Annotated in this window: 21 protein-coding genes; 19 read left to right on the forward strand and 2 right to left on the reverse strand. The window is 39.5% G+C overall.

Annotated elements, in window-relative coordinates:
• The first annotated feature begins 58 nt into the window (after positions 1–58).
• From NSQ50_RS14610 to NSQ50_RS14665, 12 genes are all read left to right on the forward strand, one after another.
• On the forward strand, positions 59–2,443 hold the full coding sequence (locus tag NSQ50_RS14610) for a polyprenyl synthetase family protein (protein ID WP_076222565.1): 2,385 nt from the start codon (positions 59–61) through the stop codon (positions 2,441–2,443).
• Between the two features lie 166 nt (positions 2,444–2,609).
• Positions 2,610–3,107, forward strand: coding sequence for an RNA polymerase sigma factor (locus NSQ50_RS14615; RefSeq protein WP_036678355.1), 498 nt, complete (start codon positions 2,610–2,612; stop codon positions 3,105–3,107).
• 17 nt (positions 3,108–3,124) lie between these two features.
• Entirely contained in the window at positions 3,125–4,606 is a 1,482-nt protein-coding gene (locus NSQ50_RS14620) for a DUF4179 domain-containing protein (RefSeq protein ID WP_036677943.1), read from the forward strand.
• A 58-nt stretch (positions 4,607–4,664) separates the two neighbouring features.
• Entirely contained in the window at positions 4,665–5,291 is a 627-nt protein-coding gene (locus tag NSQ50_RS14625) for an HAD family hydrolase (RefSeq protein ID WP_036677941.1), read from the forward strand.
• A 214-nt stretch (positions 5,292–5,505) separates the two neighbouring features.
• Positions 5,506–6,873, forward strand: coding sequence for a Na+/H+ antiporter NhaC (gene nhaC, locus NSQ50_RS14630; protein ID WP_076222563.1), 1,368 nt, complete (start codon positions 5,506–5,508; stop codon positions 6,871–6,873).
• A 94-nt stretch (positions 6,874–6,967) separates the two neighbouring features.
• Positions 6,968–8,188 (forward strand): GNAT family N-acetyltransferase, encoded by a 1,221-nt coding sequence (locus tag NSQ50_RS14635; RefSeq protein ID WP_036677937.1) that lies wholly within the window; start codon positions 6,968–6,970, stop codon positions 8,186–8,188.
• Between the two features lie 84 nt (positions 8,189–8,272).
• Complete coding sequence (locus tag NSQ50_RS14640) at positions 8,273–8,593, forward strand: hypothetical protein (RefSeq protein WP_076134909.1); 321 nt, start codon at positions 8,273–8,275, stop codon at positions 8,591–8,593.
• Between the two features lie 310 nt (positions 8,594–8,903).
• Positions 8,904–10,868 (forward strand): hypothetical protein, encoded by a 1,965-nt coding sequence (locus NSQ50_RS14645; RefSeq protein WP_179087723.1) that lies wholly within the window; start codon positions 8,904–8,906, stop codon positions 10,866–10,868.
• Entirely contained in the window at positions 10,869–11,498 is a 630-nt protein-coding gene (locus NSQ50_RS14650) for a hypothetical protein (RefSeq protein WP_076222560.1), read from the forward strand. It begins immediately after the preceding gene.
• Positions 11,499–11,985: 487 nt separating this feature from the next.
• The gene (locus tag NSQ50_RS14655; protein ID WP_076222558.1) at positions 11,986–12,549 is read left to right on the forward strand and encodes a hypothetical protein; all 564 of its coding nucleotides are present in this window, start codon (positions 11,986–11,988) and stop codon (positions 12,547–12,549) included.
• A gap of 13 nt (positions 12,550–12,562) precedes the next feature.
• The gene (locus tag NSQ50_RS14660) at positions 12,563–13,207 is read left to right on the forward strand and encodes a pentapeptide repeat-containing protein (protein WP_076222556.1); all 645 of its coding nucleotides are present in this window, start codon (positions 12,563–12,565) and stop codon (positions 13,205–13,207) included.
• Between the two features lie 74 nt (positions 13,208–13,281).
• Entirely contained in the window at positions 13,282–13,437 is a 156-nt protein-coding gene (locus NSQ50_RS14665; RefSeq protein ID WP_340949593.1) for a hypothetical protein, read from the forward strand.
• 642 nt (positions 13,438–14,079) lie between these two features.
• On the opposite strand, the gene NSQ50_RS14670 is transcribed toward NSQ50_RS14665, so the two are convergent.
• The gene (locus NSQ50_RS14670; RefSeq protein ID WP_076222554.1) at positions 14,080–14,937 is read right to left on the reverse strand and encodes a deoxyribonuclease IV; all 858 of its coding nucleotides are present in this window, start codon (positions 14,935–14,937) and stop codon (positions 14,080–14,082) included.
• Between the two features lie 113 nt (positions 14,938–15,050).
• Complete coding sequence (locus NSQ50_RS14675) at positions 15,051–16,082, reverse strand: M23 family metallopeptidase (RefSeq protein WP_076222551.1); 1,032 nt, start codon at positions 16,080–16,082, stop codon at positions 15,051–15,053.
• A gap of 191 nt (positions 16,083–16,273) precedes the next feature.
• Here NSQ50_RS14675 and NSQ50_RS14680 point away from each other — a divergent pair, with 191 nt between their 5' ends.
• The 7 genes from NSQ50_RS14680 to NSQ50_RS14710 all read left to right on the forward strand — a co-directional run bounded on the left by NSQ50_RS14680 (position 16,274) and on the right by NSQ50_RS14710 (position 24,492).
• Positions 16,274–17,029: a response regulator transcription factor gene (locus NSQ50_RS14680; protein WP_076222549.1), complete on the forward strand. Its 756-nt coding sequence runs from the start codon at positions 16,274–16,276 to the stop codon at positions 17,027–17,029.
• Positions 17,026–18,777: a sensor histidine kinase gene (locus tag NSQ50_RS14685; protein ID WP_076222547.1), complete on the forward strand. Its 1,752-nt coding sequence runs from the start codon at positions 17,026–17,028 to the stop codon at positions 18,775–18,777. Before NSQ50_RS14680 ends, NSQ50_RS14685 begins: the two co-directional genes overlap by 4 nt.
• Before the next feature lie 196 nt (positions 18,778–18,973).
• The gene (locus NSQ50_RS14690; protein ID WP_076099274.1) at positions 18,974–19,840 is read left to right on the forward strand and encodes an SDR family oxidoreductase; all 867 of its coding nucleotides are present in this window, start codon (positions 18,974–18,976) and stop codon (positions 19,838–19,840) included.
• A gap of 211 nt (positions 19,841–20,051) precedes the next feature.
• Positions 20,052–20,597: a CueP family metal-binding protein gene (locus NSQ50_RS14695; protein WP_036677924.1), complete on the forward strand. Its 546-nt coding sequence runs from the start codon at positions 20,052–20,054 to the stop codon at positions 20,595–20,597.
• Between the two features lie 412 nt (positions 20,598–21,009).
• On the forward strand, positions 21,010–21,522 hold the full coding sequence (locus tag NSQ50_RS14700; RefSeq protein ID WP_076222545.1) for a DinB family protein: 513 nt from the start codon (positions 21,010–21,012) through the stop codon (positions 21,520–21,522).
• Positions 21,523–21,801: 279 nt separating this feature from the next.
• On the forward strand, positions 21,802–22,710 hold the full coding sequence (locus tag NSQ50_RS14705; protein WP_036677918.1) for an NAD(P)/FAD-dependent oxidoreductase: 909 nt from the start codon (positions 21,802–21,804) through the stop codon (positions 22,708–22,710).
• A gap of 300 nt (positions 22,711–23,010) precedes the next feature.
• A complete protein-coding gene (locus tag NSQ50_RS14710; RefSeq protein ID WP_076222543.1) occupies positions 23,011–24,492 on the forward strand; it encodes an Lsa family ABC-F type ribosomal protection protein in 1,482 nt (493 codons plus the stop codon).
• Positions 24,493–24,641: the final 149 nt, after the last annotated feature.

The following is a 24,641-nucleotide window of genomic DNA, read 5'->3' on the forward strand; positions in this document are numbered from 1 at the left end:
GTATAAGATATGAACATGACCGACAATTAACCAAAAGAGAAGTTGAGGTAATCCACCTATGAATGTAAATTTAACCGATCATGCCGATTCAGCCTATTCGCTAGCCGAGCAGAGGGCGGCTCAGTATTTTGTTTCACTGCATATGCAGTTCAAAGAAAAAACGTATGTATCTACTCTGACTGAAGATATTCAATTATGGAAAAAACATCATATTCATCGCCGCTCATGGTTGTCCTTTTTCTCTAGAGGGAAGAGGAAACCTGATTCTCAGGATTATCATAAGTATATAGGGTGGCTGAATCTTTCCGGTAAATTGGATGATTATTTAGATCGGAGCGTTTCCTATTTATATATGAGAGATCTGGGCAAAGCCTTGGATTCTCCTGACACACAAAACAGGATTAAGCGAATGGTTGCTGACATTAGATCTCAATTGATCCCAGACGGTTCAACAATGATAAGAGAACAATCGGAATTTATGAGCTTGGCAGGAGTATATCGCTGGGCGCAAAAGGAAGGCGTCGAGACCGCCACCATCTGGATGATCGACAAGCTAAAGAACGTATCAACCCATATTCCGCAGGAAATGAATGCCGAACAAGCGCAGCGTAAGTTAATTAAGATCATTATCGGGGTCATTCTGCATGTAATGGAGGAAATGGGGGAGAGTACCCCACCTTTGGAACGTTCTAAGAAGCTTAGTGAAGCCATTAGACTTGGTTATTCTTATGGGCTGACTTACCCTTTTATTGATGATCTTCTCGATTCCAGTGTCTTAACGCTTCAAGAAAAAGAGCAATATTCCCTCATGATACGCGACGCTATCCTTACTAGATCTGTGCCTGAGCTTGGAGAATGGTCCGGAGAGAACATGGAATTCATTCGATACGTACATTCGGAGCTTAGTGAAGCTTTCGAATATATTAAAAGCTATCAACGTCCAGAAATGCAGAACATATTTTTCGAGCAATCCTTTGTGTTTTTTCAATCTCAGGAGCTGGACCGTGTTAAGGAACTTTCCAACGCTAAATACACCAATGAAGAGCTTTATATCCCCATTATCTTAAAATCCTCTTCTTCCCGTTTAATTGTCCGATCCGTTATTAGTGCTCCTACAGATGATGGATTTGATCAACGTACTTTTTATTATGGTCTTTACAATCAACTGGCTGATGATTTTGCGGATATGTTTGACGATATGAAAGAGGGAGCGGTAACGCCGTATACCTATTTTCTGAAATACCGTGATCAACGTTCAGATTTGATAAACCCTTTTGAATTATACTGGACCGTCATCTCTCATCTAATCCATTCCGTATATCACTCCGATGCCAAAACCCGTGAAGTGATTCTAGATCGAGCAATTAACGGTTTGAAGCGTTGTAAAGAACGTGTGGGTACTGAAAAGTATAAAGAGATTATGGAGATCTTTGCTTCGGGTCAACCCGAATTTAATCATCTCGTGCAGCAAATGGTGTTGAAAGCTGATGATGTGGATTTTTTTGACAAACTACTAAGAGATCAACTGCTTACGAATTTAAAAAACAACAAGCAGGAAAAGGTGGATTTTCACAATACGATTCAAAAGGTTCGTGGTGAAATCAACAATCAATTGCCGATTAATAAACCTGTTGGGACACCAGCTATGAAAGAAATGTTAATTGATGCAGCCAATTATAGTTTAGAGGGTGATGGCAAGCGAATACGACCTATCCTGACTTGGGTTATGGGTGTGAACGAATACGGATTAGACAGCGCAGCAATTGTGCCGCTTTTGAGGTCTTTGGAATATATGCATACTGCATCCTTAATTTTCGATGATCTGCCCTCTCAGGATAATGCCCCCACTCGAAGAGGCCGTTCAACTCTACATGAGGTGTATAATAGCGCTACGGCGGAATTGACAGGACTCTTTCTAATTCAGAAGTCGATTGAGGAACAGGCATCCCTTCATACATTCGATGCTAAATCCGTAATTGCTTTAATGCAATATTCAGCTCAAAAGGCGGAAGATACCTGCATGGGGCAAGCGATGGATTTGAATTCTAAAGGAAAAGCATTGACGCTAGAGCAATTAAATATGATTTGTTTCTATAAGACGGGCATTGCGTTCGAAGCTTCACTAGTTATGCCAGCGATTCTTGCACAGGTTAAGGAGACAGAAATTGAAGATTTGAAGAAATTCGCTTATCATGCGGGGATTGCTTTTCAGATTAAAGATGATTTACTCGACTTGGAAGGGGATTTACAATTACTAGGTAAGCCGACAGGGCAGGATGTTGAGAATAACAATGCAACGTTTGTATCCATTCTGGGTTCAGAAGGTGCTAGAAAAGAGATGTGGGAGCACTATTGTCTTGCCATGGAGGCGTTAAAAGAGATCCCCCGCAATATCAATTTTTTAAAACATCTATTGAATTATATGGTTAATCGTGATCGATAAATATGAAAATGGAGTGTTGGCATCTTTGCCAGCACTTTTTTATGAAAAAAATCAATCGTTTTTACGTTCAGCTCCGTCTTACTTATAAGAACATCAGAACGATGACTTTATCCTAATACCGACACTGACAAAAAAAGAGGGGGTGTAGTGAGTGGTGGATAGGACGATGGACGAGGTCAGAATGGTTGATTTTGCCCGTATGGATGAGGAAGTTTTCTTTAAACGCCTGTATGTGGAGCATCGGAAAATGTACACCGTCGCTTATAGTTATCTACGAACAGAAGCGGACGCGTTAGAAGTTGTACAAGAGGCTTCATGTCGGGCCTGGATGAAACGTAAGAAGCTTAAAGATGAACAGTCATTTACACCTTGGTTGATTCGAATTACGATCAATTGCTGTATGGATGAACTACGACGAAAAAAACGAGTGATTCCTACGGAGAAGCTAGCAGAGGTTGCAACTCAGGAAATGAAAAGCAACGACCGGATTGATCTGGAACGCGCTATGAACAGGTTAAAGCCCAAATATCGGCATGTGGTACTTCTTAAATATTACAATGACATGACTACAATCGAAATCGCAAAAGTGCTAAAAAAACCAGAAGGTACAATCAAAACCTGGTTACGTGAGGGACTTAAACAGCTTCGTAATGTGCTGAAGTGATATGGGAGGTGAACAGAGTGACAGATAAAGAAGATCGTATTTTGCAGAAAAATGTTGATGAAATGAATCAGAATACTGAGACTTTACAGGAAATGAAAATTTATAACGCGATGCGAAAGGGAATTATGGAAGGAAAAAAACGTGAGAAACGCCGTGTTTATACCGCAGGTTTGGGAGTGATTGCAGCTGCAGCCGTAGCCCTATTATTTACATACTCTTCAATCGGATTACCGGCCAAGGAAGTGGCCCAACCTTCAGTTCAAACCGCCAGCCCTAAAAATACAGATGATTTTGCAGCTTATCGCTCATTTTCAAGGTTAGAACCAGCACTTGCAAGTGCTCTGGAACAGAATCTCGTGATGCCGGTGGGTCAGAGCGCGGAAAACAAGGGGTACCGAGTGGATGTAACTGGTGCAGTAACAGATGGAAGGAAGGTGTATATTCTATACAGTGTTCAGAACAATACAGACAAAGAAGTTATACATGCGGATTTTGCGCTTCAATATGAAGGCATACAGGAGTCGAATCTACATAAAGGTGCTGCACTAAGTATGCTTGCCAGCGATAACCGAATTCAACCAGGCCAGTCTAAGGATTTTATATACACCACTAGTCTTTCACCAACGATTAAATATCCAAAGGAAGTAAACTATAATGTCATTCTCACTGAAACTTCAGATAAGGCGCTACAATCCAGTAGTAATAAATACCGGACTAATCTGGATGTTGCTTTCGAACTTAATCCTGATATGCTCAAAGCACAGGAAAGAATTCTAAAAACGGATAAAACGCTGACAGTTGACGGGCAAAAGATTAAAGTGAATCTAGTGCAATATACACCGCTTAGTACCTATGCAGATTTGGAGTATGATCTGAACAATGATAAACAAATTTTCCAATTGATTAATCCAGTTCTGATTAGTACAAATGGGGGTGCTACCGAAAAATTATTTTACCCCGACATCGTCAACTCTGACAATTCTGAAGTCTATTCGGACAACACCAAGTTTACGCTGGTGTTCAGGAACAGCCAGAGCGGCCTAAAGCATCAGCCAGACACCGTTTCATTAAAAACCTTTGGTATCTCGGCAGTCGAAAAAAATAAAATGAAAATTGTTGTCGATCTCAATAAGCAGCAAATCATTGAAGCACCGGGAAGCGGCCTTGAGCTTGTTGCTCCAACGCAAGAGAATTATGCAGATGAAGGAGAGATCTTGTTACGGCATACAATTACTGATGCCGAATATTTAAAATACTACACTAGACTTGCTGAGACTTTTACTGATGCGGAAGGAAATGTGCATAAAAGAGCAATCAAAACAACTTCGGCAGGAAACTTCGGTGGCTACATGACTTCAAAGGATGGTACAGCCGTGGATGAAATGCGTTATACTTTTGGAAAGGGAGCGAAAGATTATCCTCAACCACTAACGATTACGCTAGAGAAATATATCAATCCGATTATGGATACGCAAGCCGTAGAGTTATTTTCTAAGTAATAGATTAAGCTTAACGATTAATAATCTTGTATTTGTTGTAATCCTATAGGAGGTAGTTATGCGTAAATATAACACTGTAATCTTTGATGTGGATGGAACCTTAATTGATACAGAAATTGCTGTTTTGAGTTCTCTGCAAAAGATGTTAAAGGTGGATCACAACAAAGAGTATGAATTGTCAGAGCTTAATTTTGTGTTAGGTATTCCAGGTTCAGCTTCATTACCGCAACTTGGGATCGAAGATATTCATGAGGGCAATGAGAGATGGAATGTTTACATGAAAGATTTCTATGATACTATTAACATCTTTGACGGAATTGTAGATGTAATGAGTTCATTACAGTCAAAAGAGATCGTTCAAGGAATTGTGACTTCCAAGACAAGAGATGAGCTAAATGACGATTTCGTTCCATTTGGCTTAACTAAATATTTATCATATACCGTTATCGCAGAAGATACAGCAAAGCATAAGCCACATCCAGACCCCTTGCTAGAATTTATTAGAGTATCAAAAGCAAACCCTGAATCATCTATTTACATAGGGGACACGATTTATGATTATGAATGTGCACGAGATGCTGGTGTCGATTTTGGATTAGCTTTATGGGGATGCAAGCAGCATGAGCATATTCCCGCGAAATATAAATTTGAAACTCCGCAGGATATTTTAAAGCTGCAATTGTAAAGTGAATAGGATGAATATAAAGCAGAGCGGCATTTTGCCCTCTGTTTTTTAATGGAAATACCTTCATTGTATGTTCTTAACATTGACTCTTCTCTTTCTTATCGTTAATATTACCTCTGTGCTTCATTGCCCAAAAGCCTAAAAGCTTAAAAGTAAGGAAGCGCCGCATTCTTCGGATTTTATCCCAATCACAATGTTAAGGAGCACTATCGTTATGGACCGTCAGCTTAGTTTTTCAAAAAGTATGATTATCATCGCCTTTATTCTTGCATTTCTTTTTGTATCTATTTTCCTATTAAAAGCAGAACCTCATATCCCGCTTCTCGCAACCACAGTTGGCACAGCAGTCTTATTGGGTTTATTTGGCGTGTCATGGAAAGATATTGAGGCTGCTATCATCAAAGGCATACAAACAGCTATAATGCCCATTCTTATCCTCATGCTAATCGGAATATTGATCGCTGTATGGATGATGAGTGGTACGGTGCCTACACTTTTATTTTATGGTATGGATTATATTAATCCGAACTACTTTGCAGTAAGCGCGTTATATGTCACAATTGTCGTCTCTATGTTTACTGGAAGCTCATTCACCACCGTTAGCACGATTGGTGTAGCTTTGATGGGTATTGCTTTGACGACAGGGATTTCTCCAACACTTGCTGCTGGAGCGATTATTTGTGGAGCTTGTTTTGGTGATAAAATGTCTCCTTTATCTGATACTACAAATTTCGCACCTGCAGTGGTAGGTATATCCTTGTTCACACATATTCGTAATATGATGTACACAACGATTCCAGCGCTTATTATAACTACTGTCTTTTTCTTGTTCGCACCAAAAGCCGATGCGATTGATTTATCGTCGATTCAGGGGATTAAGTTTGCTCTACAGGATGGATTTAGTATTCACTGGTTAACGTTGATCTCACCACTTGCCGTTATTATTTGCTCAATCAAACGAATCCCAATCCTTCCTACACTGATGGTTGGCATTGTCACTGGTCTTCTGGTGACCGCTATTATTCAGCAGCAGGCAGAAATCGGTGTCTGGTTCAGTGTGATGCAGAATGGATACGAAAGTACTATTGCCAATGAAACCGTTGCTTCTATCGTTAACCGAGGTGGAATGCAATCAATGATGAGTTCCGTTTCACTTATCTTGATTGCTTTATCATTAGGCGGACTAATACAACATTGTGGTGTCATAGAGGCTTTTTTTCGCAAAATCATTCAACCCCTCAAACGTAAAGGCAGTATCGTGCTTATGAGCGGCGCATCATCCATTGCGGTTAATGGGATGACTGGTGAACAGTATCTTTCTATTTTGTTGCCCGGTCAAATGTTCAAAGATGAATATAATCGCCGCGGCATTCCAGCAAAGACACTATCCCGTACGTTAGAGGATTGTGGAACCCTTGTTAATCCTTTAATTCCTTGGGGAGTTAGCGGTGCTTTTTTCGCTGCTACACTAGGTGTACCGGTAATTGAATATATACCTTATGCCACCCTTCTGTGGTTAAGCCCATTCATCACGTTTGCGTATGCTTTGATCCCGAAGCTGCAAAAGAACTCGTTAGGCTAACCTTCTCTGAAAGAATGTATTTATTGAACGGATATAAAGAATAATAAGAGTGATTTCTGATTTATATCTGGGTAATTCAGCGGGGGTATTGATAGTGAGTCGCAATAAGTTGCAGGATAGAATCAGGTTAGCAAATGTCGAGACTAAACATGCAGAGCAATTTAATAATTTATTACGTTATGTATTTCAAGTGACGAATCGTGATTTACAAATCTTTGGTTGGGAAAATCGTGAAATCACCCAAGCGAAGCTGCCAGTTCTAAAGTATGCTGATGTAGTCGGTTGGTTTGATGGTGATAAATTGATTTCACAGTTAGCAGTATACCCATTTCAAGTAAATATTTTTGGGCGAATTTATGAGATGGGTGGCCTGACGGGTGTTGGAACCTATCCCGAATATGCTAATTTAGGTTTAATGAATAAGCTGATGCTGCATGCATTAACTAAAATGCGGGGCCGCAAGCAATCAATTTCTTATCTATTTCCGTATTCCATTCCATATTATAGGCGGAAAGGCTGGGAGATCATTACCGATAAAATCTCATTTGAAGTTCCGGATACCCAGCTGCCGAAAACTAAAAAAGTTCCTGGGAACGTGGAGCGGGTAACTATTGAACATCCGGATATCAAGGAGATATATGATCAGTTCTCCATGCAGCATCATGGAGCTATGCTTCGAAATAAGTTGGCTTGGGAAGAATATTTACGCTGGGATCTGGATGAAATGACGGTAGGCATCTATTATAACAATGATGATTTGCCCACAGGGTATCTGTTGTATTGGGTTGCTGAGGAGATCTTTTATATCAAAGAAATGGTTTATATCAACGAAGAAGCTCGGGTGGGATTATGGAACTTTATAAGTGCACATTTTTCGATGATTACTCTTGTCAAAGGGGATATTTATAAAGGGGAGCCGCTTTCCTTCGTTTTAGATGATGGTGACATCAAGGAAACCATTGCTCCTTATTTTATGGCCCGGATAGTGGATGTGCAATTATTTATCGAACAGTATCCGTTTAAAAAACAGGATAAAGAGGGTTGCCTTATCTTCACCTTGAGTGATCCGATGCTGGAATGGAACCGGGGTACATTTACACTTAATGTGGATAAAGATGGAACAGGTGTTTTGCACGCAGGAGGGACTAACCCTTCCTTGTTGATTGACATTCCTACTTTAACCACGATGTTAATGGGCTATAAGCGACCTACCTATTTGGCTAGGATCGGTCGGATCCAGGCAGATGAAGCAACAGTTCAGTTCTTGGAAGGGTTAATCAGGCCAGAACATCCTTATTTCTCTGATTATTTTTAAAAAGCATACTCTAATGAGTGTGCTTTTTTGTTCTTTTATAGTAGAATTGATTCTCGGCAACACTAAATGATATGGGGTGTAAGAATGGCGATTAATTTCACCAAACCAATGATCCAAAGGTTAGAACAAGAAATCATAGAGGTAGAGAGCAAGCTCAAAAACGTGAAGAACAAAAAGGAAAAATCCAAATTCAAAATTAATCAATTAGAACAGGATATGAAATTTAGCAAGTCTCACACAGATTTGAGCAGTAAAATGACGCGAATCAAAAAGCTTAACGATGAAATTAAAAACATGAATCGCCTGCAAGCTGATCTTTCCAAAGAATTAACAGCAAAGAAAAACTCGTTAAAAAAACTCCAGGTAAATGCATCTATAGTGACCAGTGATCCTACTAAAGGATAATCGATCATTTAGACGCTAGAAAAGAATAACGTAAATAACGCTATAGCGTTCAGTTAACAGGTTGATTATAGGGGAGCTACCACTATAATCAACCTGTTTTTTTGCTGTCTACTTATTCTTACAGCAGTGATTAGAATTAAAAATTAAAAGAAAGGATTTAAAGTAAAATAATGGGAAGTTACGCCGATATATAGGTTAGGTGTGCGCTCCAAATACTTAAGTTTTTAAATATGAAGTAGTACATAAAGACCTGAGGGGTCGAAAAAAGTAGTGCATTGGATGGTCTAAGTGTAAGAACTGGAGGTCATAAATGGCATTGGACAAAATGGTATTTAAAGAAGATGAAGTTGAACGCCTGCAGACAAAAATCAGACTGGTAAGCCAAGATACCAACCGGCTGTACTTGCAGCTGAGAGGTCAGACCAATAACTGGGGTGGGATTCCGCTGGGTTCAGATTTGATACGAGCTCAGACACTTATCAATGAACTGACGGTAGAAGCTGAAAAGCTTGAAGATATTATTCGTCTTGCAGTAAAAGGGGTTCAAGGTGCACAGGATGAGAACAAGAGGCAGGCTGATCAACTTTTTCAGCAGTTTAGTACTCTTGGAGGGATGTTCGGAAAACTTGGGGGAGGCAATGCAAGTGGGCAGTTTCCGATCCCAACGTATGCCCAAAAGATGGTCAAGAATCTGATCACCTCGGTTGCCGCTTTAATGGGGCGGGATGAGTTGAATAGCGATCCTTTGGTGCAGAAACTCCAAATAACAGTTAAGAATTCCGGACTGGGAACGATCGACTCCATTACAGCCCAAAGCAAGCTGAAGGATATCTACCAGGCACGGGATCAAATTGCAAAAGCGCAGACCGCATATAAAGTATATCAAGCGTTTGGAAACAAGACTCAAATGGAAGCAATGCATAAGCTGGCGGAAGACGCACGCCAAAAGCTGAAATATCTAGGCATAGACGAAGTCCATTACCAAGCAGGTAAGGATCTAAGTGGTTATTTCAAGAAGCCAGTGGTTAAGGCGTGTGATTATGATCCGTCGATTACTACCAGCAGCGTACCATTAGTTCAGAATGAATCGTATCTGCTGATGCTTCGTATGGCGATGGAAACGGGAGAACAGGGAGCCTGGGCCAAGCACCAACTCGTAGGGGAACGACTGAATATTCCGCCGATGGAGCTTCCAGATGGGACACCAATTACCGCATATAACAATAGGAATGAGATAACCCTCAACTATTTTAATGCGCATGTATTAAAACCTAACGAAACCAATTCGTTAGCGGTATATTATTCGTGGTTGGAATCAACCTACGGAATGACCGAATGGCGGAAAAAAGTGGTTCAAGCGGATGCGGTTACGCGGGCATTTGTAGGATCTCTTATCGAGGAAACCATTATGGGTGTTGTGGATACAGTAACGTTTACATTCCATTTTGTCATAGACCCGGAGAAGACGACACAGGAAATGGCAGATACAGCATCTTATATCATGGAACATCCAGAAGTATTGGCAGAAGCAGCAAAGAAGATGTATCATAACTTTAATGAGGGAACGCCGGAGGAAAAAGCTTCCATGCTGGGTGCAGCTGCTTCTGTATTGGTACCGGGGCTATCTGTGACAAAGGGTACAAAGGTAGGAAAAGTGGCCGATGGGGTACAAGATTTTGCCACTAAAGCGATGGAAGGCGTGAAGGACCTCAATAAAGTCATTCAGAATTCCGGTCACTTGGCTGAACTCCCGAAATTCAAGCCGTTTTTAAGCACGCCAGAAGGTGTGCCTTTCAGTATAGGAAAGATTCCCCTGGATTCAAATCCACTGCCCAAAACATTTGTGCAGGAGCATTATATAAATGAGATGAATGGGTTTGGGGATGTGAAAGGTGGTAAGATTGAGGGGACGGGTAAAGCTAGTGACATTTATAAACATCAACAGTTTAAGCAATCACTTCTTAAAGAAGATATTTTATCTAACTCCGATGTCATAATTAAAGGCGAGGATTTATGGGATGAAAAGGCTCAAAGGATATTAACTAGTGATGGTAGTAAAATAGATGATTGGGCTAAAATGACATCAAAGCAACAATATGAAACTCCGTATGGAAAGGGAGAAGTTCATTTTTATCAAAATCAGAAAACAGGAGGAATTAGTCCGTTTGATATAAAATTGAAGGTATCCAAACCTAAGAATCTCAGAGCAAATGAAACCGACCTATTTTGGATAATTGAACTGGATGTCGATTTTAATATTAAAGGAGTAAGATAAATGAGAGTACGTCTTAAAGAGGATTTAGAGAAAAAAGAGAATCTATCAATAAATAAAAAATATATGGTTTATTCTGTGGAAACAAGCAGAAACGGCGAGGGATTATATAGATTGGAAAATGATATAAAGCAAGTTGTGCCTTATTCAATCTCTTTATTTGACATTGTTTCCGAGAAAGTGAATTCTGATTGGATATTGTGGAACAAACCCAATAATAGTTCAGCTTTATTACCGAAGCAATTTGCTTATCTAAGTTTTTGGGAAGATTATTATAATGATGAATTAGAGGCTTTAAAAATATTTAATTTGATTAAGGAACAGCTATTTCAAGAAGAATTAGATGAGAATGAGATGCGTGAGATTTTTGAACTAGAGAACGAGGACGAGATTACATTCATTCTTAATGTTCTATTTAAGATAAAAGACAATAGATTTATTAATCAAGTAATTCAATATGTAAAAACAAAATTGGAAGATAATTATGGAATAGACAATACTGCACTACTTGCATTTCAATATCTGAGTCTATTCAAACAAAGTGAAGTAGAAGATTATTTCATTTATTATTTGACTAACATTGAGTTAGGAAACGATCAATTAACTGCGGTAGTAAATGAATATTTTAGTTAAGAATTAAATGACACGAATGGTGGTGTTCTTTTTGTCTTGCAATTATTTTATTGAGGGGGCTACTCAGTGCCGAATGAACCCATCATTCAACCAATAACACAAATAACCCATGTAATACCCATATAAAAATTTCGTTATTTTGTTTGTTCGCTTAATAATATTTGCAAATTTATAACCTTAATAACGCTAAAGCGTTACATAGAACAGGTCGATTATGGTTAGATACCAACATGATTGACCTGTTTTTTGTTACCTTTGTTATTTGCGGTTTCTTCGACATTACTAGCAGCTGTAAAATGCCATATAACGATAGTAATATTGAGAAATAAAAAGCAAAGAGTAGCACTTTGTCCGTAACATAACGGTGCAGGAAAGAAATCTGTTGGCTACAAGTAAGTTAAGTAATTAGTATTCCGAGCACTTGGCTGAACTCCCGAAATTCAAAAACGCACCAGAAGGTGTTGCTTTTAATGTAGGAAAGATCCCCATGGATTCGAATCCACTGCCCAAAACATTTGTGCAGGAGCATTATATAAATGAGATGAATGGGTTTGGGGATGTGAAAGGTGGTAAGATTGAGGGGACGGGTAAAGGTCAGACAGATCATAGACTTGTTGACCAATTTGACGAAGCTGAGAATTTTATTGGCAAAAGAACACAATCTGAGATTGACGCTTTGGCACATGATCCAGCTCATGCAGGTTCCACAAGGCAGATTGATATTGAAAAAGGAAAACATGAGGCAAGGGTTGGGTTAGAACTTGAGGAAATGAAAAAACTAGATGGACCTATAGCTAGAGATCCATCTGGAAAAGCAGAATTTATAGATGCAAAAGGGCAAGCTTGGGATGTCAAGTCCTTTAATTCAAATTATCCGCCTAAAAAGGGAGGTTACAAACTTTCGAGCGCTATGAGATCAATTAATAAATCTCTAAGCGAAGGTGAAAATGTGATACTAGATGTCACTAATTTAAGTATCGAAAACAAAGCAGAACTTTTGCATGAAATATCAATTCAAGGTTTTATAGATAAAGTTGTTACATGGCCTTAGGAGGTGTTATTAAATGGATTTATTTACAAAACTAAAGAAATACACTGAGTTTTCAATGGGGCTTTCAAAAGAAGTATGCGAACTTAATTATCAAGATACTTCTTTTGATGGGATAGTGTTTACAGGATATGATTTAAACAATAGTAGTTTTTTAGAAGTAGTATTCAACGAGTGTGACTTTTCAAACGTGTATTTAAGTGAAGCATCTCTCTGCGGTAGTAACTTTAATAGGTGTGAATTTTCAGATAATATATTCAGGAAAGGTAAGGCGGACGATACGAGGTTTAGTTCAACAGTCTTCAAAAACTTAGATTCTTTTAGAACAACCTTTTATGAATCGAAGTTTTTTGATGTGGAAATTTCAAATGCACAACTTGAACTAACATATATGGATGATTCAACTTTTTCTGAAGTTGAATTTAAAAACACTAGATTTTCATCATCAACATTTAATAATTCTACTTTTAAAAATGTGAAATTCCTTAATTGTCACTTTGAAAATACGAAATTCCTAAATATCACTGGTTTTGATGAAATACATTTTGTGAATTCAAGCATTACAATACATGGAGAATTGCTAGTTGGCATATCAAGCCATGAGATGAAGTCTCTTTTAGATTTTAGCAATACTGGAAAACCGAATAAAGAATTAGATTAGGTTGACTTGGAAACTTTTATCAAGGATTAGAAGCTCTGATTAAAGTTATAGGGAAGTTTATTAAATAATATAGAATGGATACCAATTTAACTTTGGGAATAGCTTTGAGCATTGCCCGAGAATATAAAAATAAATATGAGTTGTCAGGTGAGATTTTAGATAATTTGGAGCGTGACATAAAATTTTATAGTCAATTCGACAGTATTAATGGTTCAGTTTGGTTAGTCTGAGTAAGTATAGAACCAAATGATTTTTTTGCGGAAAATGAATACACAATTGTTATTTCAGACAATGAAGCAACTGTTAAATATATTATCGACCCTAATGGTCATATCTATTGTCCACATTTAGAAATAAACACTGAGTAATTATTTGGCTTATATGTGAAAAGGAATGTGAAGACTCTTAATAGTTTGTGGCTAGTGCCGTGCCGAGTGAACTAATCATACACTTAACTATATGTAATATTCGGATATAAGATATAATTATTTCGTTTGTACATGCACAAATACTTGGAAAGTACAACCTAATTATCTCTAAAGCGGTACAAAAAACAGGTCGATTATGGTTAGATATCCCCATGATTGACCTGTTTTTTGTTATGTTCATTTACTTGATTTTTCTTGAAACATTTGCAACTTAATTGAACATTATAGCAATAAATAAGATGTAGGAAGACAATTATGTGGGGCGAACAGCTAATATATAAGGAAAATGTTGGGTTATAATTAAAGAAACCTTGAACCATGATTGAGAATGAATTTCTATGTCTTGTAAAAAAATCAAAGGTATTTCAAAGGAGTTATTTATAAATAACTAGTCCAATAGCTGTAGTCTAACAGATTGATTATGCTCAAAACCACCATATTAACTTATTTTCTTACCAGCTCATCTGTTTCTCCCCTTAACAAGGAAATCTCATGCTTATAGGGTGCGTTTACATATTTCTTTTCACCGATGGAGGGAGTCTCTAGGAGTTTGGGAATGGTTGATAGTTGAGGATGGTGGACCACATATCGAAGCGCCTGAAGACCGATATATCCGTGTCCTATATTTTCGTGCCTGTCTTTACGTGAGCCCATAATATTCTTTGAATCATTGACGTGAATGACTTTTAGGCGCTCTATTCCGATCAATCGATCAAATTTATTCAATATGCCATCAAAATTTTCTTTAACGTTATAACCGGCATCATGGATATGGCAAGTATCCAAACAAATCGACAGACGCTCATTATGGGTCACTCCATCAATAATAGCTGCAAGTTCTTCAAAAGAGACTCCACATTCACTACCTTTTCCAGCCATAGTTTCTAACGAAACCTGAACATTTCGTTTATCTGTTAGCACTTCGTTTAAGCCTTCCACGATCCGAGAGATGCCGGCTTGAGAGCCAGGATGTAGGACGATTTGGGTTGAACCCAAAGCTTCTGTTCTTATGATTTCTGATTGAAGAAACTCTATACTATGCTCAAAGACCTGTGCCGAAAGTGTATTTCCTAAGTTAACAATAAATGGAGCGTGTACAATAATATTAGAAATACCGTTATCTCTCATATGAGCATGTCCTGCTTCAATATTCAAAGCTTCAATGGGTTTGCGGCGTGTATTTTGTGGGGCTCCGGTATAAAAAAGGAAGGTGGCCGCTCCATAAGAAGCTGCCTCTTCACTAGCTCGAAGGAGCATTTTTGTTCCGGTCATAGACACATGAGAGCCTAGGAGTAAAGACATCGGGGTTGACACTTCCTTTCCTCAGAATACAGGAAGTTTTTTAGGGAAGATCAAGGTTGTCTTATCTGATCTATTATTTATGAGAGACAACCTTAGCGACCCGGAATTTAGCGCTAATTAGCGGCGAAAATAGTCTCGCCTTGAATTGGTTTTAAATCTTGCTCCCATTTAACTCTGATTGCCCGGGAAGTGAATAGATCAGCTCCATCTGAGATTTGGAAGTGTAGATGGGCCTCGCTCGTATTACCAGAATTACCTGTTAAGCCAATAACCTCCCCTTTTTCGACTTTATCCCCCAGTTTTACAGTAACTGACCCTTGTTTGAGATGCGCCAAATGACTATATTCCCCGCCATGATCAATGACAACTATATTCCCGGTAGCTTGATTCGGATTCATGACCCCAACTGGCTCATTGTCTTTAATGTCATTCACAACCGATACAACGGTGCCGTCCGCTGGAGCGAGAATGTTTTTGCCAAAGGCATAATAGCTTTCATTTCTTAGTGGGTCTCCTTTATAGGAATAGTTATCTTTGGTTTGGATAAAATCGTAAGCGTAACGCTGGATTTCTAACTCATAATGATAATTCACAAGCACATTCTCACCACCCCAAAACACATACCAATCTCCCTCAAACGGCAGTGCGTATTCATGTTTACTTAGTACATTGTCGGTTTCAGGAGAAGGGGTAAGCTCTTGAACTTGAATTAATGTAATCATCCCATCCGGATCAAACATCCCGACAAGCCCCTTATTGCCAGCATCACTAACCCATGTGCGTCGATCAAATCCATTAAGCTGCATGGTCGATGCCTTTTCCAATGTATGGATACCCTTAGTGAATTCTTTTCCTGTCTCTGCTAATTCTGTTTCACTTATTTCATCTTTTAAAGGCTGGTTAAAGCGGGCATACAACTCCTTGTACTTCCCGTCCAGTAGAATCTTTGATAGTTCATCTGGAGCAAATCCACTCAGAATGGCAGCTGTGGCCGGGTTTGTTGTCTGCTCCGCCTTTTCATTAGTGGGCACATCAGCATTCTCTCCTCCACAGGCAGCCATTAATAAAGACAGTGACCCTACAGCCAAGGCAGTTCTTGTATTCAAAATAACTTTATGAATGATTTTTTCAGGTTTTTTGTTCATATATTTCGCCTCCCAGTATTACGATTGTAGCAGTCTAGCCTTAGCTCTTCTGAAATTCTATATTAACACTTACATAATTTACTAGCTATTTAATGAATACGAATTAAGCTTCCGTTAAGATTAGTAAGATTGCTAGCCAAAAAAATCATGCTATGATGATAAAAACGTCTATTGTGAAAGGGAAAATTTATATGAATGAGGCTTCAATTTTATTGGTTGATGATGAGGTATCACTTTTAGACATTATGGAGACAGTGCTGCGTAAGGAAGGCTACGTCAATATAGATACAGTGCAAACAGGTGAAGAAGCAGTAAGTGCCTGTGAATCCAAAAAATATGATTTAATTGTGCTGGATGTAATGCTGCCCGGACGAAGTGGCATCGAAATCTGCCCTTTTATCCGGCAGACGACGGATGCTCCTATTCTTTTTCTGACTGCTCGGACGTCTGATTTCGATAAATTAACGGGCTTTGCTATAGGTGGAGATGATTATATCACTAAGCCCTTTAACCCGCTTGAAGTGGTGGCTCGTATAAGAGCACAGCTGCGGAGATATTTTGCTTCTGCTAACCAACAGGCTACTGGCAAGAGTGTAGAAATAGTCCCCCATAAATCTGCAAATGTATATGATTACGGAAGGTTTAAGCTAGATGAGACAGCGGGAGAACTCCTGGTAGAGGATCAGTCTGTTGCTTGTCCGGCACTTGTATTTCAACTGCTGGTCTTCCTATGCAAACATCCCAATCAGATTTTCAGCAAAAGTGATTTATATGAGAAAGTATGGGGCGATGAAGCACTGAGTGATGATAATACGGTCATGGTTCATATTCATCGAATTAGAGAACGTATCGAAGCAGACCCGTCCGATCCAAAATTTATTGTTAACGTTAGGGGCCTTGGTTATAAGCTGGTGAAGGTAGACCACCAGGCGTTGTCCATGCCATGAATATCAAACGCCGGTTAACGTTAAGGTTCGTTCTACAGCTAGCAATTACGGGAATGGTTGTTCTCGCTATTGCAGCAGTAACGTTTACTTGGATGCTGTTGCGTTTTCTCGATATCAGTATTACGCGTGATTTTGCTAATGTTGGCTTAGAGCAACTGGTTGAATCCTCCAAAATTGATGAGAAGGGCATTCAATTTTCCCCGAGCTTGCTGGAGCAAGTGAAGAAGAATAAGGGCTGGCTGCAAAACATCGATGAAAATGGAAAAGTTGAAAGTGCCTACAACACTCCAAAAGATGTCCCAATTCAATATGGACTGGGTGAAGTAGTCGCCTATTGGACAGGGACTCAGCCTTTTCCGTATACTCTGGCTGTATGGATTCAAGAGAAAAATGGGAGACAATTCACGCTTCTTTATGGCGCGCCAAATATACTAGATCCTCTGTTAAAAAAAATGAGCGAAGGTACATTTGATGCAGTAGATGGAGATCTGGTTCTGCCTGATTCGATTGAAAGAGAAATTAAATCATCACAGGCTTTTGTTCAACTCATTGATTCATCGGGTACGGAGCTGCTCTCCTATAATAGGCCAAAGATGATTCCCACCAAGTACTCAGTGCCAGAGCTAGCACTACGCACTCTCTACAGTGAACGTTACGGCTATCATGTCCGATCTTCTTTTGATAAACAAACCGGCCAAACATGGATCGTTGGACAACCAAACGTAAAGGGAGCAGATATAGGCCAAAAGGTATGGGTACCTGAAGAGGTTAAAATTGTTATTAAAGGCTCATTAGCAATGCTCGCGGCTTTATTGCTTGCATTTATATTGCTTTCTTTATGGCAAGCTCATAGGTTTGGAGCGCCAATGCTGCATATGCTTGTATGGCTCGATTCCATTGGAAATGCCATATATACAGAGCCTATGGACCGTAAAGGAAATCGTCGTAGTCGAACACACGTAGGTAAATGGAGACGGAGATACCGGGTTTTTTCTGATGTTATGGTATCCATAGAGAAATTATCTGCTAATTTGCAGAGAGATCAAGCGTTGCGGCAACAAACAGAGAATTTGAGGGAAGAATGGATCGCAGGTGTTACACATGATTTAAAAACTCCTTTATCTTCTATAACTGGTTATGCCCATTTACTGGCGGAGCCTTCGTATGATTGGTCGAAAGAGGAAGTTCGCAAGTTTACAAGGACGATGCTGGATAAATCAGCCCATATGGACATGCTTATTAGTGATCTTGCCATGACCTATCGGCTAAAAACAGGGATCAAGCCACCAGAGCTGATGGAGGTGGAATTGAACTTTTGGCTACATCAAGCCCTTGATCAAGCTGCTGCAAATCCCGAATACGGGAAGCAACGAATTATATTTGTGCCGGCACCAAACGAAGTGAGAGCTCGATTGTATACTCCATGGCTAGAGCGGGTGGTCAACAATTTGACTGCGAATGCTTTACTTCATAACCCCTCAGATACGATTTTAACGGTTTCGCTTACTATGAATGATGAGGACAGTGGATTTACTATTCAATTTTCCGATGATGGCGATGGAATGGATGAAGTCACACTTAACCGTCTATTTGAACGTTATTATCGAGGAACGGACACCGTATCTAGCTCCAACGGATCCGGCCTTGGCATGGCGATCTCCAAGGGATTAATCGAATGTATGGAGGGCAGGATTGCTGTTGAGAGTAGCCCTGGACAAGGGACCATTATTAAGTTGATATGGAGCTGATCATAGAACCAGCGTTTTTCCTAACGGAAATGACGGTGGTTTTTTTGTTGTGAATATAGTTTTTTAATTCTTCTGTTTATTATCCAGCCAGAGTTGGGATCATAAATAAGTTGACATCTAAACTGATTGTAACTACAATAGTTACAGGTAGTGATTAAAAATAAATTTATCATCCTAATTTGAGGAGGAAGTAAAAATGAAAATAGCAATAACAGGAGCAACAGGTCAATTCGGATCATTGGTGATAGAAGCTTTACTTAAAACTGTACCCGCAGGTGATCTTGTAGTTAGTGTGCGGAACCCAGAAAAAGCAAGTGATCTTCAGGCGCGTGGAGTAGAAGTCCGTCATGGTGATTTTGATCAACCTGAGACGCTGGAATCAGCATTTGCCGGTGTGGATCGACTATTAATTGTATCCGCAGATGGTGATAATGAAACCCGGATTCGTCAACATAAAGCAGCTGTTGTTGCTGCGGAAAAAGCAGGCGTTGGCTTCATTGCCTACACAAGTGTAGGACAAGCAGACAAGAGTGAACTATTTCTTGCTGAAGTTCACCGCATCACCGAAGAAGCTATTCGCGCAACAGGCATTCCTTACAGCTTCCTCCGTAATAACTGGTATTTGGAGAATGAGATCGGCTCCATTCAAGGCGCTCTAGCAGGTGCCCCATGGGTGACTTCAGCAGGGAACGGTAAAGTTGGCTGGGCTACACGCGGAGATTATGCAGAAGCTGCAGCTAATGTACTGACAGGTGACGGACATGAGAACACAGTGTATGAATTGTCTGGCAAACCTTTAACACAAGAGGAATTGACTGAGATCATAGGCAGCGTAATGGGTAAAGAAATCAAAGTAATCCAGGTTGACGACGAGGCTTATGCCAAGACCATGTCGGAGGTGGGTGTCCCAGAAGCTGCGCTTCCAATAGTTGTAGCTATACAACGTGGTATTCGTGAAGGTTGGCTTAATATTGAAAGTAGCGATTTAGAGAAACTGCTGAAACGTTCAGCTACTCCTCTTGCGGATGTCATTCGTGTTATGGTCGGTAATTTACAAGCATAATAATATAAAAGATAAAAGGCTTCCTCGAGGTTGAAAAACCAGTGAGGAGGCCTTTTTTGTGTTGATAGAGGATGAATCAAATACATAACTTTTCACTATTTTGCCTTGTTCATAATTGTGTTAGTTTAGTTTAACTAGTTATACTAAAAGAAATGGAAGATACTCTGAGAGAGTACATAATCTGGCGAATAAGCGAAGGAGATGATTACAAATGAAAAGAAATATCTTGCTGGTATCTGGAGCGGCGGTTGTTGCATTAGGTGCGTATTTGTTATTGGGAGGTATCGACAAGGATACGCCCTCAGCACAAGATACAACCGACATTAAGCAATTAGTGCAAGAATATAGTTCAAGCAGTATGGAAAACCTGTCCGCTTCTATCACTTCTGAGCAACTTATTGTAACCGATAGTAACAATAAAGAGAAAACTTACGACTTGCCTAAAGATGAGTTTTTTGTTTCTATAGCTCCATATGTGGAGAATACGCATCCTTGCGCTACACATAGCTTGACCGGCTGCCAAGGGGAATTAACGGATGATGAGTTTAAAGTATATATCGAAGACAGCGAAGGCAATGTGATTGTGGATAAAGAAATGAAATCGCTATCTAACGGATTTATTGATCTTTGGTTACCCCGGGACAAAAAATATAACGTAACCATTGAGCAGGACGGAAAAGCAGCAAAATCTGAACTTTCCACTTTTAAGAGTGATAATACATGTGTTACCACTATGCAATTGGCAGAAAGTATCTAAAAAGTTGTAGAGAGAAGACTTGGAAAGCGAATGCTCAGGAGGATGTTTCTTAAGCGATGTCGAATTCGTTATTCATAGTCCAATCTGATCTTCCTTCTGATGTATTCTGTGTCGGACTTTCGCCAAATGTCCATCGTATCGGACTCTATTGCAGCTATTTTAGATTTTCGCAGCATTTTTCAAGCTTATCGGACTGCATAGCTCTTATTGGCTTAAAATGGCACAGAATCGGAGTGTTTTTAGGGAAATAGCTGCATCTGGGTCCGATAACCTGGTGAAATGCCATAAATCTTCGAAATAAGAGCCCCACGGTCCGATCCAGCGGAGAGTTAGAAACTGTTTGGGAAAAGGAACAAAAGTATCACACGAATGATCAAAAGAAATTGCTTTACAGAAGAGAGGAGAGAGATGAATGGTTAAAGAGCTGATCATTGGGGATGTTTTGCAGGAGTTGGCTGGTACGCGTCGGATACTGGAGAAGCTGCCTCAGGAGCATATGACATGGAAACCACACTCTAAGTCAATGAGCCTGGGTGGGCTGGCCACACATCTCGTTAACCTTCTGAGCTGGCAATCCGCAATTCTTCTTTACTCGGAGTTTGATTTGGCATCCGTGGCATACCGACGAGAAGCACTGGAGAGTCCCGATGCGGTTCTACAAGAGTTCGACCTGAAAGCTCGTGAGATTGAGGAATTAATTACTGCAAGCAATGTGGAGATGCTCGGCGCCGAGTGGACCTTGCGGAACGGGGAGCAGATCATCCGTTGTCAGACCCGGGCTGCTGCGCTTCGTACCATCGGATTGAATCATATGGTTCACCATCGGGCACAGCTTGGAGTCTATCTGCGGCTGCTTGACGTGCCGGTACCTGGTCTATACGGACCCTCGGCTGACGAATTAGAATTAGCAAACGGTGAAGGTTGATAAGTGAGGAAGCCCTGCACTGCCAAGTAAGTTCAACATAAAGCTCTTACCTGATATATTGGAGTATTAAGTTACCTCCAAACATACGGTAATGGGCTTATTTACTTTTTTCTAGTATTACACTAAATAAAACTCACGGAGGATCGGAAAGTTTGGGTTGACACTTTAGTTAATTTGGAGATATTATAGATTCATTAAGTCTATGATATAACAGATATTTTTTTGATTTAATAATAGACAAAAAGAGTCTTTAATATCTGCATATAGGAGATGATTCATGTGATTTACGATTGCATTATTGTTGGTGGTGGACCCGCAGGCTTGAACGCAGCCCTTGTTCTTGGTAGGGCAAGACGAAAAGTAGCTTTAATTGATAATAATCAGCCAAGAAATGCTGTTACCCATGCGTCACATGGTTTTATTACAAGAGACGGGGTTACACCAGCCGAGTTTCGTCGTATTGCGTATGAGGAGGTACTACGTTATCCGTCAGTTGAGCATATCCAGACTGAGATTATTTCGATTAACAAAAATGATTCTGGATTTGCAGTACTTGATTCGTTTGGTCGTCACATTGAAGCTCGCAGATTGATTTTGGCGACTGGGTTAAAGGAGGTCCTTCCTGAGATAGAGGGCCTACGTCCATTATACGGAAAAAGTCTGTTTAATTGCCCGTATTGTGACGGCTGGGAATTACGAGATCAACCCCTTGTCGTTGTTTGCGAAAATCCACATATTTTTCATATGGCAAAGATGCTGCTCAATTGGAGTAAAGATTTGGTTATCTGCACGAACGGCAAGACATTCCTTTCAGATGAACAGAAAAAAAGTCTTGAGGCCAAGGGGGTTGTAGTCAAAGAATCATTAGTTTCCTCTTTTATGGGTCATGACGGGCAACTTCAGGCGGTTCGTTTTGCGGATGGTACTGAGATCATAAGAACGGGAGGGTTTATTGCTCCGAATTTGATCCAAACGGCATCAATCGTAGATCATTTGGCTGTAGAGCGGAATGATTCTGGTGGGTTTAGCACAGATGGTGCGGGGAGAACCTCGATTCCAGGATTATATTCGGCTGGAGATGTTTCTTATTTTATGCCTTCTCAGTTAGTGTTTGCCGCGGCTGACGGGAGTCGGACAGCTATGAGTGTAAATATGGATCTTACAGAAGAAGAATTTGAACTTTTTTAACGAATTATGGGTAGGAAGTTGAAAATAATAAGTATGCATGATAACATAATTACAAATTAATGATCGGAGTTGAAAAGTATAGTGTAGTAATTATTCTTGCGTCCTATGATGAATAAAACAACAACAATGGTTTATTTCGTTTGTTTTATTCTTTGTATGCAAGAAAGTTACTACTTCTTTTCACTCGAAAATATATCCATATCTAACTCCATTTGGGGCTGGATTTGCTGTATTTATTTGAGTCACAAGAAAGTAACTTTCTTGTGGCTTTTATTTTTTAAAATACAGGAGGATTATTTTATGTCATTAATAAATGTCACAAATCTAACCTTTGCCTATGAAGGCAGCTACGATAACATATTTGAGAACGTAAACTTTCAAATCGATACCGATTGGAAATTAGGTTTCACAGGGAGAAATGGTCGAGGAAAGACTACATTTCTTAGCTTATTGCTTGGAAAGCATGAATACAGCGGTAATATTTCTGCTCATGTCAGCTTTGAATATTTCCCTTTTCAGGTGAATAACAAGGAGCTTAACACCATAGATGTGATCAGCGAGATTTTTCCGGATTATATTCATTGGAAGTTAATGCGTGAGCTTTCTTTGCTAAAGGTTTCTGAGGATGTGTTATATCGTCCCTTTGATTCATTGTCTAACGGAGAGCAGACGAAAGTGCTGTTAGCCACATTATTCATAAAGGAAAATAGCTTCCTGTTGATTGATGAACCTACAAATCATCTAGATATGACAGCAAGAAAGCTTGTCAGTGATTACCTCAATACGAAAAGTGGATATATTCTGGTTTCTCACGACAGATCCTTTCTTGATAATTGTGTGGACCACATTTTATCAATCAACAAAACCAATATAGAGATTCAAAAGGGCAATTTTTCTAGCTGGTGGGAGAATAAAGTCAGACAGGATAACTTTGAGATAGCGGAAGACGAAAAACTTAGAAGAGATATCAAACGCTTGTCAGCATCATCTAAACGAACAGGTAACTGGTCACATGAGGTGGAAAAAACTAAAAATGGAACTAGAAATTCTGGATCTAAGTTAGATAAAGGTTATGTTGGGCACAAGGCAGCTAAAATGATGAAACGCTCTAAAGCCATCGAACAAAGACAGCAATCTGCTATCAACGAAAAGTCTAAGCTTCTTAAAAACATCGAAAATTCTGAGAACTTAGAGATTACGCAGCTTGCTTATCATAAACGTCATCTTGCGGAGCTGGATAATGTTTCGGTTTTTTACGGAGAGAAAAGGGTATGTTCAGAAGTAAGCTTTACCATTGAGCAGGGGGAGAGAATTGCACTCTCGGGTAAAAATGGTTCCGGAAAATCAAGTATCATCAAATTGATCTGCGGTGAGGATATAGATTATACCGGCACCTTCACTAAGGATAGCCAGCTTATCATTTCCTACGTATCACAAGACACTTCAGATCTACGGGGCGATTTAACAGATTATGCTAGAGAGAATGGGATAGATGAAAGTCTTTTTAAATCTATTCTGCGAAAGCTTGATTTCTCCAGAATTCAATTTGATAAGGATATATCCACTTACAGTGGCGGCCAAAAGAAAAAAGTCCTGATCGCCAAAAGTCTTAGTGAAAAAGCTCATTTGTATATTTGGGATGAACCGCTTAATTTTATTGATGTTATTTCACGTATGCAAATTGAGGAGCTATTGCTTGAATATACACCAACACTCGTTTTTGTGGAGCATGATCGCGAATTTTGCCATAATGTTGCCACGAAGATCATTGAACTTAGCTGATATTTTTAACATCGATTGAAAATTTCCAACTCTAACAGACCAATATTATTATATTAATAAAGATAATTATTATATATATTACAGTTATCCAATGTACTATAATGGTATAGTTAAACTTTATGATATGTAATTGATGCCTAAAGAAACAA

This window comes from Paenibacillus sp. FSL R10-2788 (assembly GCF_038003885.1).
GTDB classification, from domain to species: domain Bacteria; phylum Bacillota; class Bacilli; order Paenibacillales; family Paenibacillaceae; genus Paenibacillus_AQ; species Paenibacillus_AQ odorifer.

Excerpts from the sequence above, each read along its gene's own strand:
- NSQ50_RS14610 (WP_076222565.1), top strand. The coding sequence starts at position 59 with ATGAATGTAAATTTAACCGATCATGCCGATTCAGCCTATTCGCTAGCC.
- NSQ50_RS14615 (WP_036678355.1), top strand. The coding sequence starts at position 2,610 with ATGGACGAGGTCAGAATGGTTGATTTTGCCCGTATGGATGAGGAAGTT.
- NSQ50_RS14625 (WP_036677941.1), top strand. The coding sequence starts at position 4,665 with ATGCGTAAATATAACACTGTAATCTTTGATGTGGATGGAACCTTAATT.
- nhaC (WP_076222563.1), top strand. The coding sequence starts at position 5,506 with ATGGACCGTCAGCTTAGTTTTTCAAAAAGTATGATTATCATCGCCTTT.
- NSQ50_RS14640 (WP_076134909.1), top strand. The coding sequence starts at position 8,273 with ATGGCGATTAATTTCACCAAACCAATGATCCAAAGGTTAGAACAAGAA.
- NSQ50_RS14645 (WP_179087723.1), top strand. The coding sequence starts at position 8,904 with ATGGCATTGGACAAAATGGTATTTAAAGAAGATGAAGTTGAACGCCTG.
- NSQ50_RS14650 (WP_076222560.1), top strand. The coding sequence starts at position 10,869 with ATGAGAGTACGTCTTAAAGAGGATTTAGAGAAAAAAGAGAATCTATCA.
- NSQ50_RS14655 (WP_076222558.1), top strand. The coding sequence starts at position 11,986 with ATGGATTCGAATCCACTGCCCAAAACATTTGTGCAGGAGCATTATATA.
- NSQ50_RS14660 (WP_076222556.1), top strand. The coding sequence starts at position 12,563 with ATGGATTTATTTACAAAACTAAAGAAATACACTGAGTTTTCAATGGGG.
- NSQ50_RS14665 (WP_340949593.1), top strand. The coding sequence starts at position 13,282 with ATGGATACCAATTTAACTTTGGGAATAGCTTTGAGCATTGCCCGAGAA.
- NSQ50_RS14670 (WP_076222554.1), bottom strand. The coding sequence starts at position 14,937 with ATGTCTTTACTCCTAGGCTCTCATGTGTCTATGACCGGAACAAAAATG.
- NSQ50_RS14675 (WP_076222551.1), bottom strand. The coding sequence starts at position 16,082 with ATGAACAAAAAACCTGAAAAAATCATTCATAAAGTTATTTTGAATACA.
- NSQ50_RS14680 (WP_076222549.1), top strand. The coding sequence starts at position 16,274 with ATGAATGAGGCTTCAATTTTATTGGTTGATGATGAGGTATCACTTTTA.
- NSQ50_RS14685 (WP_076222547.1), top strand. The coding sequence starts at position 17,026 with ATGAATATCAAACGCCGGTTAACGTTAAGGTTCGTTCTACAGCTAGCA.
- NSQ50_RS14690 (WP_076099274.1), top strand. The coding sequence starts at position 18,974 with ATGAAAATAGCAATAACAGGAGCAACAGGTCAATTCGGATCATTGGTG.
- NSQ50_RS14695 (WP_036677924.1), top strand. The coding sequence starts at position 20,052 with ATGAAAAGAAATATCTTGCTGGTATCTGGAGCGGCGGTTGTTGCATTA.
- NSQ50_RS14700 (WP_076222545.1), top strand. The coding sequence starts at position 21,010 with ATGGTTAAAGAGCTGATCATTGGGGATGTTTTGCAGGAGTTGGCTGGT.
- NSQ50_RS14710 (WP_076222543.1), top strand. The coding sequence starts at position 23,011 with ATGTCATTAATAAATGTCACAAATCTAACCTTTGCCTATGAAGGCAGC.